Annotated in this window: 14 protein-coding genes; 8 read left to right on the top strand and 6 right to left on the bottom strand. The window is 60.9% G+C overall.

Features of this window, described 5'->3' with window-relative positions; genetic code table 11:
• Window positions 1-15: 15 nt before the first annotated feature.
• Window positions 16-1491: a MocR-like transcription factor YczR gene (gene yczR / locus BDB13_RS10365; protein WP_094271567.1), complete on the bottom strand. Its 1476-nt coding sequence runs from the start codon at window positions 1489-1491 to the stop codon at window positions 16-18.
• A gap of 61 nt (window positions 1492-1552) precedes the next feature.
• Between yczR and BDB13_RS10360 the strand changes: the two genes are divergently transcribed.
• Window positions 1553-1783: a hypothetical protein gene (locus tag BDB13_RS10360; protein WP_094274820.1), complete on the top strand. Its 231-nt coding sequence runs from the start codon at window positions 1553-1555 to the stop codon at window positions 1781-1783.
• A 33-nt stretch (window positions 1784-1816) separates the two neighbouring features.
• On the top strand, window positions 1817-2290 hold the full coding sequence (locus tag BDB13_RS10355) for a 5' nucleotidase, NT5C type (RefSeq protein WP_094271566.1): 474 nt from the start codon (window positions 1817-1819) through the stop codon (window positions 2288-2290).
• 52 nt (window positions 2291-2342) lie between these two features.
• On the opposite strand, the gene BDB13_RS10350 is transcribed toward BDB13_RS10355, so the two are convergent.
• Window positions 2343-3632 carry an adenylosuccinate synthase gene (locus BDB13_RS10350; protein WP_094271565.1) on the bottom strand — a complete coding sequence of 430 codons (1290 nt, stop codon included), beginning with the start codon at window positions 3630-3632 and terminating at the stop codon, window positions 2343-2345.
• Window positions 3633-4024: 392 nt separating this feature from the next.
• Between BDB13_RS10350 and BDB13_RS10345 the strand changes: the two genes are divergently transcribed.
• The 4 genes from BDB13_RS10345 (at window position 4025) to BDB13_RS10330 (ending at window position 6311) form a co-directional block, all read left to right on the top strand.
• Window positions 4025-4633 carry a hypothetical protein gene (locus BDB13_RS10345; RefSeq protein ID WP_206042659.1) on the top strand — a complete coding sequence of 203 codons (609 nt, stop codon included), beginning with the start codon at window positions 4025-4027 and terminating at the stop codon, window positions 4631-4633.
• On the top strand, window positions 4630-5400 hold the full coding sequence (locus BDB13_RS10340; protein WP_094271563.1) for a site-2 protease family protein: 771 nt from the start codon (window positions 4630-4632) through the stop codon (window positions 5398-5400). Before BDB13_RS10345 ends, BDB13_RS10340 begins: the two co-directional genes overlap by 4 nt.
• Before the next feature lie 86 nt (window positions 5401-5486).
• Window positions 5487-5978, top strand: coding sequence for a GNAT family N-acetyltransferase (locus tag BDB13_RS10335; RefSeq protein ID WP_094271562.1), 492 nt, complete (start codon window positions 5487-5489; stop codon window positions 5976-5978).
• Window positions 5979-5987: 9 nt separating this feature from the next.
• Complete coding sequence (locus BDB13_RS10330; RefSeq protein WP_094271561.1) at window positions 5988-6311, top strand: cupin; 324 nt, start codon at window positions 5988-5990, stop codon at window positions 6309-6311.
• A 68-nt stretch (window positions 6312-6379) separates the two neighbouring features.
• Here the strand turns inward: BDB13_RS10330 and BDB13_RS10325 are convergent, their stop codons facing one another.
• Complete coding sequence (locus BDB13_RS10325) at window positions 6380-7618, bottom strand: HNH endonuclease signature motif containing protein (RefSeq protein WP_094271560.1); 1239 nt, start codon at window positions 7616-7618, stop codon at window positions 6380-6382.
• A gap of 118 nt (window positions 7619-7736) precedes the next feature.
• The gene (locus BDB13_RS10320) at window positions 7737-8228 is read right to left on the bottom strand and encodes a winged helix-turn-helix transcriptional regulator (protein ID WP_094271559.1); all 492 of its coding nucleotides are present in this window, start codon (window positions 8226-8228) and stop codon (window positions 7737-7739) included.
• A gap of 57 nt (window positions 8229-8285) precedes the next feature.
• On the opposite strand from BDB13_RS10320, the gene BDB13_RS10315 reads away from it, so the two are divergent.
• Complete coding sequence (locus tag BDB13_RS10315; protein WP_094271558.1) at window positions 8286-9701, top strand: MFS transporter; 1416 nt, start codon at window positions 8286-8288, stop codon at window positions 9699-9701.
• Here the strand turns inward: BDB13_RS10315 and BDB13_RS10310 are convergent.
• Window positions 9698-10354 (bottom strand): class I SAM-dependent methyltransferase, encoded by a 657-nt coding sequence (locus BDB13_RS10310; protein WP_094271557.1) that lies wholly within the window; start codon window positions 10352-10354, stop codon window positions 9698-9700. The two genes, BDB13_RS10315 and BDB13_RS10310, sit on opposite strands and share 4 nt — an antisense overlap.
• A 249-nt stretch (window positions 10355-10603) precedes the next feature.
• On the opposite strand from BDB13_RS10310, the gene BDB13_RS10305 reads away from it, so the two are divergent.
• Window positions 10604-11545 carry a DUF808 domain-containing protein gene (locus BDB13_RS10305; protein WP_094271556.1) on the top strand — a complete coding sequence of 314 codons (942 nt, stop codon included), beginning with the start codon at window positions 10604-10606 and terminating at the stop codon, window positions 11543-11545.
• Here BDB13_RS10305 and BDB13_RS10300 read toward each other — a convergent pair.
• A complete protein-coding gene (locus BDB13_RS10300; protein ID WP_094271555.1) occupies window positions 11531-12496 on the bottom strand; it encodes a helix-turn-helix transcriptional regulator in 966 nt (321 codons plus the stop codon). The two genes, BDB13_RS10305 and BDB13_RS10300, sit on opposite strands and share 15 nt — an antisense overlap.
• Window positions 12497-12553 lie beyond the last annotated feature (57 nt).

Here is a 12553-nt window from a genome sequence, read left to right as displayed (position 1 = left end):
AAGAACCGAGAAATGTCAGACGACAACCATCCTCTGGTCGGCAGCGTCCCGATCGGTGGCAAGGGTGTCGTAGGCAGCGGCGATGGAGGCAACTCCGCGAACAAGATCCTCCGACGATCGTGCATACGGCACCCGGATGAACCGCTCGAAAGCACCTTCGACGCCAAATCTGGGGCCGGCTGCGAGCAGTACCCCGAAGTTGGGTGCCACCGCCGCCAACGCCGTGGACACGGGCGCCGACATGCGCATCCACACCGACATTCCACCCGAGCCGAGAGTGGGGGTCCAGTCCGGAAGTCGCTCGGCTACCGCGTCGAGCAGCACGGCTCGCTGCTGACGAAGTACTTCGCGACGCTCTTCGAGTATCAGCCTGTCATCGGCCAGAAGGTACGCCGCGGCAAGCTGATCCATGATCGGTGTACCAAGGTCGACGGCGGCTCGTGCCCCCACCAACTGCGTGATCAACGCGGAATCCGCTCGAATCCAGCCCACTCGCAGCCCGCCCCACAGCGATTTCGCGGTGGATCCAAGCGTCACCACATCCGTTTTCGCAGACCCTCGACAGTGAGCGGCCACCGGCGCCGGCGGAGGACCGTCCAGCCACAGATCCACCATCGTCTCGTCGACAACAAGCGTCATTCGGGTTTCGTGGGCGATCTTCGCGAGTTCCGCGCGTCCGGCTGCGTCCATGCAGAGACCCGTCGGGTTGTGAAAATCAGGAATGAGATAGGCCATGCGGGCTGCGGTTTGCCTTGCCGCACTACGAATTCCGTCAAGATCCCACGCTCCCGCCGCAGCAAACTCGGGACGTACCGGAACCGGAACCGGGCGCGCACCGTTTCTCCGAATCGCTTCCAGCGCATTGGGATACGTCGGGTGATCCACCAGCACTCGCTCGCCGGGCGAGGTAAGCACCGACAACAACAGCCGCAGGGCGTGCTGCGCGCCGGACGTCACCATGATCTGCTCGGGAGTGGTGGGCAACCCTCGGGCGGTGTAGCGCCGAGCGATGACGTCACGTAGATCACCGATACCGATCGGCTCCATACCGTGAGTGGGCAGAAACTCCGGAAGTGCCGCCAGCGCAGACGCATACGCGAGTTCTACTTGCGCCGCGGGCGCCGCCATCGCGGCGTAACTGAGGTCGACGACGGGACCACTGGGACCCGGCTGGTGAGAGCGGAACATCAACCCGTTGGGCCGCGCACCGGCCGGCAATGCGACAGTACTGCGCGAACCTTGCTTGCTGATCAGATAACCCTCGTCCCGCAGAACCGAGTACGACGACGTGATCGTGGTCCGGCTGAGTTCGAGCACCGTTGCCAGTTCGCGCTCACTCGGCAGCGCCACTCCCAGCGGGATGCGGCCGTCGTGCACGAGCAGGCGGATACCGTCGGCCAATGCACGATAGGCGGGGCGCCGACCCGATTCTTCCTGCCACGACCCAAGATCACGTGCAAGTGAGCGGGCACCGAGAACTCGAGTCATCATGCGGTCCAGTATCGACAACTTGGCTATATATTTCAATACCAGTCGGCTCGATTATGAGTGCATGACTACCTTCGCGACCCTCATCGGCTTCGGACTCTTCGTGGCTGCCGTGTACTTTTTTGCGCCAGCCGACGGCGAGGGAACATTCATCCGCGCGGAGCAGTTTCGCCTGGCTGCACCCCTTGGCGGGGCCTTCCACACCAGGCCGGAAGCCGGCGCTGACAAACCTGTCGGTGCCCTGTGCGATTGTGATGAAGGGGAAGAAATCATCAATCTCAGTCCAGTTCCATAAAACTGGACTCTTTCTGCTTGACGAAAGGCTCCAATGCCCAATTCTGTGAAGAAGATCCTCTATATCGACCTAGACAACACTCTCGTCAACTTCCAGTCCGGTATCGATCGTCTCACCGACAACGTTCGCGAGAAGTTCAAGGACGACCTCGACGAAGCGCCGCACATCTTCTCGCGGATGGATCCCGTCGACGGCGCAATCGAGGCGTACCACCAGCTCGCAGAGCAGTTCGACACCTACATTCTGTCGACAGCACCCTGGAAAAACGCAACAGCGTGGCACGACAAGGTTCTGTGGGTTCAGGAACACCTCGGAATGGAGGAGGGCAGCGTCGCGTACAAGCGGTTGATTCTCTCGCACCACAAACACCTCAACCGCGGCGATTTCCTGGTCGACGACCGCGGCGCCAACGGAGCCGACAAGTTCGACGGCGACTGGATCAAGTTCGGCACCACCAAGTTTCCCAACTGGAAGACAGTCACCGACTACCTGGCGAAGCGCGCCTGAAACACGAAATCCCCGCTCCTGCAGCAGGAACGGGGATTTCGAAACACAAACTCTAGCGAATGATCTCGCGTCGGACGATCGTCTCGTCACGGCCCGGACCGACACCGATGCAGGACATGAATGCACCCGACAGTTCTTCGAGTCGAAGTACGTAGTTCTGCGCAGCCTGCGGAAGCTCCTCGAACGTACGAGCCGCCGTGATGTCCTCGGACCAACCCGGCATCTCTTCGTAGATCGGCTTGGCGTGGTGAATATCGCTCTGCGACATCGGCATTTCCTCGTGACGCACACCGTCGACGTCGTAAGCGACGCAAATCGGGATGGTCTCGAGGCTGCTGAGCACGTCGAGCTTGGTCAGGAAGTAGTCGGTGATGCCGTTGACGCGCGTTGCGTAGCGGGCGATCACGGCGTCGAACCAGCCGGTACGACGGCCACGACCGGTGGTGACACCGACCTCGCCGCCCTTGTCAGCCAGGTACACGCCGAACTCGTCGAACAGTTCTGTCGGGAACGGGCCCGAACCGACACGGGTGGTGTAGGCCTTCAGAATGCCGAGCACCGTGGTGATCTTGGTGGGTCCGATGCCCGAACCAACCGCTGCGCCACCGGAAGTGGGGTTGGACGACGTCACATACGGGTACGTGCCGTGGTCGACGTCGAGAAGCGTTCCCTGCGAGCCTTCGAGGAGAACGGTCTCGCCGCGCTCGAGTGCCCGGTTGAGCTCCAGGCGGGTGTCGGCGATGCGGTGCTTGAAGCCTTCAGCCTGCTCCAGAACCTCGTCGACAACCTGCTGCGGATCCAGCGCCTTACGGTTGTAGATCTTGACCAGCACCTGGTTCTTGAATTCCAGTGCAGCCTCGACCTTCTGGGTGAGGATCTTCTCGTCCAGGACATCAGCGGCGCGGACGCCGACACGTGCGATCTTGTCCTGGTAGCACGGGCCGATACCGCGACCCGTGGTGCCGATCTTCTTGGCACCGAGGAAACGCTCGGTGACCTTGTCGATGGCCACGTGGTACGGCATGATCAGGTGCGCATCAGCCGAAAGCAGCAATCGAGTGGTGTCCACTCCGCGCGCTTCCAAGCCTGCAAGTTCTGTCAGCAACACTCCCGGATCAACCACGACACCGTTACCGATGACGTTGGTGACGGCCGGAGTAAGGATTCCGGACGGGATGAGGTGCAGTGCGAATTTTTCACCGTTGGGCAGAACCACGGTGTGTCCGGCATTGTTGCCGCCCTGGTATCGCACGACCCACTGAAGCTGCTCGCCCAGTAGATCTGTAGCTTTGCCCTTACCTTCGTCGCCCCATTGGGCGCCGATCAGGACGATTGCCGGCATGACGTTGTCTCCTACGGTCGACGTGCAGCAGTTGTCCCGCCGCATTGGTACTGCAGGATTCCGCGCACATTGTGTGCAGCCGAGTTGTTGCAGTGACCGATGGAGAAGTCTAGCCCAGAGCGCGAGACCAGACCTTTCGGTACAGAACTAGCCTGGTCAGCATCTCGATTGACAGCCTCCGCAGGCTCCCGCACTAGCTCGATTGCCTGCGTCCGCAGGCTCCCGCACTAGGATCGTGGGCGGCGATTCCGACCGCTTGTTCCCAGTCCGTTTCGCTGGGTAGGTGGCGGATTCCCACTTTCCGAGAAGTCTTGTTCGAGCTAGGAGCGGCGTTGACCCCAGTGGTACTCAGATGTGGCGATTCACCAGTGCCTCTCCCACTGGGTGAAGTCATGTCGTTCACGCTCCCGGATATTCCGGAGAAGAACGACTTCAACGACCTCATGTCGCAGCTGCAGGTCGTCTCCGATCCTCGTCTGATCGTCGTCGGGACGGACGCGGCGTTTGCTGCGACGCTGACACGATTGATGCGACTCGAGCGGTTGGACATCGAACTCGCCTACGTCACCGAGAACCGATCTGATGCGACCGAGGCATACAGACTGTCCACCGGCGCAAAAGCTGCCCGTGCTGCGCTCAAGGGCGCCGTCCACGTGGTGCCACTGATCCGCGACGACGCTGGAATCGCACTCGTCGGCGCTGCCACCATGACGGGGCCCGGCGGAACAGAGGAACTGGTCGGCGAAGCCTACGTCGACGACAACAAGTTGTTCGCCGGAACCGTGCCGGGCATCCGTATCGTTCCCAGCCCCAAGCTGCCGGGCATCAGGGCTTCGGTCGATCGCCGTAGCCGCTGGGGTGGCCGTCGATGGTTGGAAGGCCGAGCGATCCAATTGGGAGCGCCGGCAGCTCACCTGGTGCGGGACGGTGTCCCGAATCCTCGAGACCTCAAGCGCTCGACGTTCTATCGCCACGACCAGACTTGGCTGTTGGTCCGATGAGAACCAGCGCAGCCCGGTCAGCGGTGCGGCCAAGCCCGGTCTTCATCGGGGTTGTGGCCATCGCTGTTCTCGGCGGCGCGCTGGCGTGGCGATCCGAGTGGGGTTCGGTCTCGGGCCGTATCGGTGTCTTCGTTCTCGTCGTCGCTGGTTGGGTAGTCACCCTCTGTCTGCACGAGTTCGCGCACGCCTACTTGGCGTGGCGTCACGGCGATACGGATGTCGCTGCCCGCGGGTACTTGACACTCAATCCTGTGAAGTACAGCCATCCGCTGCTCTCGATCGGGCTACCGGTTCTGTTCATCGCACTGGGCGGCATCGGTTTACCCGGCGGCGCGGTGTACCTGCGCACGGGAATGTTCTCCCCCAAAGTTCAAGCCCGGATCTCCCTCGCCGGTCCACTGACAAACGCACTGGTCGCGGTAATCCTCCTGACCGCCATACGTATGTATGGCGTTGGGAGCGGACACGAAACCTTCTGGACCGGTCTGAGTTTCCTCGCGTTTCTGCAGGTAATGGCGACCGTACTCAATCTGCTCCCAGTCCCCGGACTGGACGGGTACGGCGCGCTCGAGCCGTACCTGAAACCTACGACGCGTGCGCAACTCGATCAGTTCAAGCCCTATGGATTACTACTCCTGGTCGCGCTTCTCTTTGTCCCTCAGATCAACGTCGTGTTCTTCGACGCGATCTATTGGATCTTCCAACTCAGCGGTGTGCCCGAGACATACGCGATGTACGGAAATGCCCTCATGCGTTTCTGGACGTAACCATTTCGCCCCCTTCCTGTGAATGCCGAGCCCAGACGTGAGAACCTGACATTTCGGCTATTTAACTCTTTCCAGGAGTACCACTGATGATTTCGGCGTCGATTGACTGCGGCAACTCGGTTTACAGCATCCGAAGGGCTGAGCTTCGCGATGTCGGCATTCTGGTCGACCTCCTCGCCGACGACCCGATCGGTTCCACTCGGGAGACCACCAACCCCGACGCCCGGACGATCTACGACAACGCTTTCGCGAAAATCGACGCCGACGAGGCACAGCTACTCGTGGTTGTCACCACTACCGACGACGACGTGATCGGCACGATGCAACTCACTTTCATCCCCGGACTGAGCCGGATGGGGGCAACACGGATGCAAATCGAAGCGGTCCGAGTGCACGAGGACTTTCGAAGCAAAGGCATCGGCAGTGCAATGCTTCGATGGGCATGCGAAGAAGGTGCACGCCGCGGAGCCTTTCTCGCGCAACTAACGTCGGATCAAACTCGGACCGAAGCCCACGAGTTCTACGAGCGCCTCGGATTTGTCGCGTCCCACATCGGATTCAAAAAGTCGCTGAGCTAGCGTCATCCCATGGACAAGGTTCCCGGATTGACCGTCATCGACGGACTGAATTCCACCAACTACCAAGAGGGTGAAACACCGAGGATCGAAAAGCTCACCGCCGCCACCGGATCCACCGTCATCCGTATCAGCTTCACTGCGGGCCAAGAGATGAAGGATCACCGGTCGCCGTTCCCGATTCTCGTTCACGGGGCCGTCGGTGAAGTCGAGTTCACCGTCGCCGACCACACCGTCTCGCTGGTTCCCGGGACGGCTGTACACGTAGAAGGCGGAGTGACACATCGACTATGTGCGAAGCAGAACTCCGTTGTCACGCTGGTAATTCTGCGCTGAACTGGTGAACGCCGCACGCACACCGGGGCATCGTTCTTCCCCGGTGTGCACCTCGCGTAGTCGGTTGTTCAAGCTGCTGTCGGTGGACTGTTCCCCGGTATCGGAACCTGATACGGATCCACCGACATCGGTGGATAGAACCGGGTTCTCCGATCGCCCCCGATCTCGACACTCCACTCGGTATGGTGCAGCAACCGATGATGATGACCGCACAAAAGTATGAGATTATCGAAATCCGTTGGACCACTGTCCATCCAATGAACAATATGGTGGGCATCGCACCATCCCGGCGGGGTTCCGCAGCCAGGAAACGCGCATCCCCCATCCCTGACCGCCAAAGCTCGCCGCTGCGGGACCGTCGCGGTTCGCTCGTCGATTCCATGATTGAGCGGAACACCGTTCTGGTCGAGCAGGATTCGGGTGACCATACAATCGCAGGCCAGCATGCGGGCGCTGTCGAGGCTGATAGGCCCGGCCCAGTTGGTGATCGCATACCCGAGTTCCTCAGCGGACGGCAAAAGGTCTTTCAATGCCTTCAGGTCCGCGAGGTCTTTCGCGGTAGCGGTGATCGTCAGGTGCGGTTTGACGCCACCTTCAACGGGCCCGAGGCCGGCCATCTCGAAGCGGCGCAACAGTTCACAGAAACCGTCAGCCCGTCGAAGTGCCGGGGTACGAAGATCTTTCACGCCGTCAATTTCGGGTGTCGGCTTGGAAAGTCCGGACAGCAGGGCGATCAACCGGACGCCGTTGACGGCATCGAGGTCACCTTTGACGCTGACGCGGCCGTACAAACCTTTCGAGGCATAGAACTCGTTGCGCTCGGAATCCTCGCCGACGGGGACGCCGTCGTCGCGATTGCCGTACTGCTTTTCGATGCGCCGGATGGCTGCCCGGATGGCGTCGCAGTCGGAAACCTTCTTCGCGGCGAGGTCCAGAAGGATTTCCCGAGCCTTCTCGATGTCCGCGATATGCATGTTCTTGGGTGGGCGCTGGCAGAACTGTGCCACCTGACGGGCCTTCTGCATATCGATGTCACCATCGTGAAAGGACTGTGCGACTACAGGTTCAAGCATGAACAACCGCGCGAGGCTGACCAGTTGGCTGCATTCGCCGATCTCGAGGTTGGTGGATCGGTGCAGCCACTGCGCTATAGCCCGAAAGCCGGTGCCAGGGAGAGCGTCACGAGTGAACATCTCGACAACGAGGTGCACCATGCACGATTGCATATCGTGCCGGGCGCGGACCAGGTAGAGAACCTCCGCCTTGAGACCCTCACCGTCCAGTTGCCACGCTTCCCGATTTCCCATACTCCAATTCTAATCGAACAGGATTTCGATTCCTAGGGACATTTCGGACAGGATTTCGCGAACTTGTGCTCGAGAGTCATTGACAGACAGCACATTAGACTTCTCGGGCGATACACCGCTAGGCGCGCGCACGTGCGCCGTTCACCGACACTCGCAACTCCCCCAGCGGAACTTCGCGCCCCGATTCGCTTCGCACTTCAACGTGCACCGGCTCGCCTGTGGCATCATCTGCCACCGTCAGCGGGCCACCCCTTCCATCGTGCAGATACTTGTCACCCCACTGCATGAGCGCGAGAACCGCCGGCAGTAGATCCCGACCCATCTCAGTCAGCACATACTCATGCCGAGTCCGCTTTCCCGGCTCCTTGTACGGCTGGCGCTCGAAGATGCCGGCCTCGGTCAGTTCTTTCAAGCGCGCCGACGCCACCGCCTCGGTAATTCCGACACGCGCCGCAAAATCGTCGAAACGAGTTGTGCCGTAGTAAGCCTCACGAAGGATGAGCATCGCGGACCGAGTGCCGACCACTTCCATTGCCCGGCCGATCGAGCAGTGCGTGGCCTGCCATGCATTTCGATCTTCGAGCACTCCGGCCAGTCGCACTGCGTCCATACACCAAGAATACGCCCTGACTTGCGATAGCCATAGTCAGGGTTTAGGTTGCTGACTATGGAACTCAATAGTCAGCCCGTGCGTACGGGCCCACTTCTCGCGATACTGTCGGGCGCACCGTTTGTCGCCAGCCTGGACTTGTTTGTGGTCAACGTGGCTTTCGGCGATATCGCCAAGAGCTTTCCGGGTCATTCGCTCGGAGAATTCAGTTGGATCCTCAACGGCTACGCCATTGTGTACGCAGCACTGCTCATCCCCCTCGGACGCTGGGCCGATCGCATCGGGCCCAAACGCGCCTTCATCGCCGGTCTTGCACTGTTTACGTTGGCCAGTGCCGCCTGCGCGTTCAGCCCGTCACTCTGGATGCTCGTGGCTTTCCGAATCGTGCAGGCAATCGGTGCCGCAGCACTGACGCCGGCCAGTCTCGGACTCCTGATCAACGCCCTCCCGGCAGCCAAACGTCAATCCGGTGTTCGCATCTGGGCTGCAGCCGGTGCTGCCGCCGCGGCATTCGGCCCTGTTGTCGGCGGCATTCTTGTCGAGGCATCGTGGCATTGGGTGTTCCTGATCAACCTTCCCATCGGAATTGCACTGCTCTACTTCGCTGTTCGCCTGGTACCCGACGTTGCGGAAAAGGATCCGGATGCCGGCATAGACCTGGTCGGCGCCGCATTGCTCATCTTCGGCATCGGCGCCCTCGCTCTGGCCCTCGTCCAAGGACCGGACTGGGGATGGACGGATCCGCGCATCATTGTCGCGTTCGCTCTCGCCGCAATCACCCTGATTACGTTCTGGTGGAGCAACTCCCGGCACGCCGCACCCCTGATTGCCCCGGACCTGCTGAAGGTTCGCACGTTCACCTGGTCCAACATCACCGCAATTCTGTTCAGCGCCACATTCGCCGCCGGACTACTCGCGAATATTATGTGGTTACAAGAAGTTTGGGGCTATTCAGCCCTGCGAACCGGCCTCGCGGTTGCTCCCGGACCGATGATGGTCCCGTTGTTCGCCATTGCGGGTGGAGCACTGACTCGGAAGTACTCAGCCGGCCGTGTCGCTGCGCTCGGCAGCGCGTTCTGGGCTGTTGGCACGCTTCTCGTATTACTCTCTGTCGGAACAACTCCGAACTACGCCGTCGAACTTCTTCCCGGATGGATCATCGCGGGCATCGGCGTCGGCCTGGCACTACCCACCATCCTGTCGCAGGCAACCGCTGACCTACCGGCAGCCCGATCGGCTACCGGTAGCGCGGTTGTCAGCATGAGCCGTCAGATCGGAACCGTGCTCGGCGTCAGTGTTTTGATCGCCGTTCTGGGCGCAGCAGTCGATTACGAGACATTCCGCCAGGCCTGGTGGATCATCTTCGCGATAGCGCTTGTCTCCGCCGTCGCATCTCTGGGTATGACTCCTGCCCCGCCGAGCTTGACTCCCGGCGATACTCCGTCCGGCGTGATCGTGTCCGAAAAGCGCTAGTGGCCTAGAGCTGTCCATTCGGGATCCGGTTTACGTGCCACTACACGAAACACGACCCCGCCCCGTCCACTGCGGTGTACCTCGTCGATCAAGAAGCCCTCGCCTTCGAGGTATCCCACGGGATCGCGAGTGAGATGGTCGGCGCCGAAACGCACGAATAACGGTTCGACAATCTTCATCACGGCACGCGCAACGACGTTGGTACTGGGTCCATGTTCGGCGAGGACAAATCGCCCACCGGGTACCAAGACCCGGAAGGCCTCGGCCGCAGCTCGGCCGGGGTCCGGGATCGTGCAGAACGAATAGGTGGACACGAGCGTATCGACGCATTCGTCTGGAAGGTCAAGTTCCTGCGCGTCACCGTGACGAAGATCGACGCTGATGTCCACACCCTCGGCAACCTTGATGCGAGCACGCTCGAGCATCGCATTCGAGATATCGACGCCGATGACGTAGTCGACGTCTTTCCCGTAGAGCGGCAAGTTCAGCCCGGTGCCCACCGCAATCTCGACAACGCGTCCACGCGCCTTGTCGACTGCCCAACTACGTGCGTCACCGAGCACAAAACGTTCGAAGCGCCCGATCTGCCTGTCGTAATGAGTCGCCATTGCGTCGAAGCTCTTGGCGACCTGCGCTGTGTCTGGTTCGCGCATGATGCCCCGTTCGGTCGGTCTCTTTATGCAGTCTTTCATGCGAGAAGCAGCCCGGGAAGGTTTTGCGGTAACGATCCTCAGCGAACGTGGTCGGGTGTCCACTACTCGCGGGAACGGCACGCCGGTATCGTTCGAGGTGGCTTACCGCCACCTTCGACGTTCAGGGGACAGCAACTTCGTGCGATCACGCAACTGTGTTACCGGATCCATCCGGCCATACTCTTCCACTGATTCCATCGGAGGTCTGTGATGGCCGGCGGACTATTCGCATTGTTCGACGACGTCGCTGCGCTGGCTCGGATGGCCGCTGCGTCGATCGACGATATTGCTGCCGCGACCGGTAAGGCGACGGCCAAGGCAGCCGGCGTGGTCATCGACGATGCCGCGGTAACGCCGCAATACGTTCGTGGGCTGGCGGCCGAACGCGAACTGCCCATCATCAAGCGCATCGCCGTCGGATCGTTGCGTAACAAGCTGCTGATCATTCTGCCGATCGCTCTGTTGCTCAGCCAATTCCTCCCCGGACTGTTGACTCCCCTGCTGATGGTGGGTGGCTGTTACCTCAGCTACGAGGCAGTGCACAAAATCTGGGGCGCAATTTTCGGCCACGGTGACCACCACGACACTGCTGACGAGAATCTTCGCGACGAGGAGGAAGTTGTCTCCGGCGCCGTGCGTACCGATCTGATTCTGTCGGCCGAGATCATGGTGATCGCACTCAACACCGTCGCCGACGAGAGTTTCTGGAATCGACTGATAATTCTTGCCGTCGTGGCTGTGGTCATCACAGTCATCGTCTACGGCGTCGTCGGACTGATCGTGAAGATGGACGACATCGGTTTGCGGATCGCGGAGTCTTCGTCAGGCCTTGCCAAGACCGTCGGTACCGGACTCGTTCGCGGCATGCCGCACGTTATGTCAGTGCTCTCCGTAGTCGGCACTGCCGCGATGTTGTGGGTGGGTGGCCACATTCTTCTGGTCGGCATCGACGAACTGGGCTTCCATCCCCTCTACGACGCCGTTCACCACGGTGAAGAAGCTGTCAAGGACGTCGCCGGCATCGGTGGGGTACTGGCGTGGATCGTCAACACTCTCGCGTCCGCTGCGCTGGGTTTGGTGGTAGGTGTCGTGATCGTCGCTGGGCAGTTGGGTATCAACCGCCTGCTGGCGAAGCGATCAGCCACCGCCTGACACCTGTCGCCTGTGGCGGAGCACCATCTGTTCCGCCACGGCGTGCATGGCACCGCGCAACAACAACGGTTCGAGGACTTCGACGTCCGAGCCCAGACCGATCAACTGCGAGAGCGCGACGTCGAAACTTTCCAACCTCAGATCGACGTCCATCCAACCGTCGACATCGGCCTGGCCGGGCTCGACTCGAGACGCTTCGACGCCCACAACGTCAGGAAGCCTGCGCCAGCCCTCTGCTGACAATCGCACCCGGCAACCGAATCGCAGCAGCGATCGATCGAACTCCGCCATCGACGACGCCCACCACGTCGCCAACTCGAAATCCGCCGGCCGATCGAATGATTCGTCGCCCATCACCGGATCTTCGACGCGACCCACTCGGAACGACAGCGTTCGATCATTCAAGTTCGCGACCAGATACCAAACACCGGCCTTGATCACCAGTCCGAGTGGATCGACGGTACGTTCGCGGTCGCGATACACGAACTGCAGTCGCCGAGAATCCAATACAGCCGACGCGATAATCGGCAATCCAGAAATATCGTCGCTGCCACCGAACCATCCGGGCACGTCCACCAGAATGCGGTCCTGCCACAACCGCGCGCCAGCCCGAAGAGGCGCGGGCATTGTGTTCAGCAGCTTTGCGGCCGCAGATTCGGCAAAGTCCGTTCGGCCCAGATCAGCCGCGATAGACGGCACTCCCAACAGCATGAGCGCCGAGGTCTCGTCGTCGGTCATGCCCGACAGCTTGGACTGCCAACCGTCGAGCAACCTGATGCCGCCACCCGGGCCGCTTTCCGTCCAGATCGGCACGCCGCCGCCGGACAGCGAGGCCACATCGCGATAGACGGTGCGCACGGAAACTCCGAACTCATCGGCCAGCTGCTGAGCGGTGGCGCCGCGACTGCCTTGTAGTCGGAGCATCAGTTGGAGGAGCCGTCCGGAGCGCACATCGGAAACTCTATCCAGTATCACTGACAGAAGTTGTCAGGGTTACGGGTGCAGAAT

The organism is Rhodococcus sp. OK302 (genome assembly GCF_002245895.1).
GTDB lineage: Bacteria > Actinomycetota > Actinomycetes > Mycobacteriales > Mycobacteriaceae > Rhodococcus_F.
This window is presented reverse-complemented; position numbering and strand designations above follow the sequence as displayed.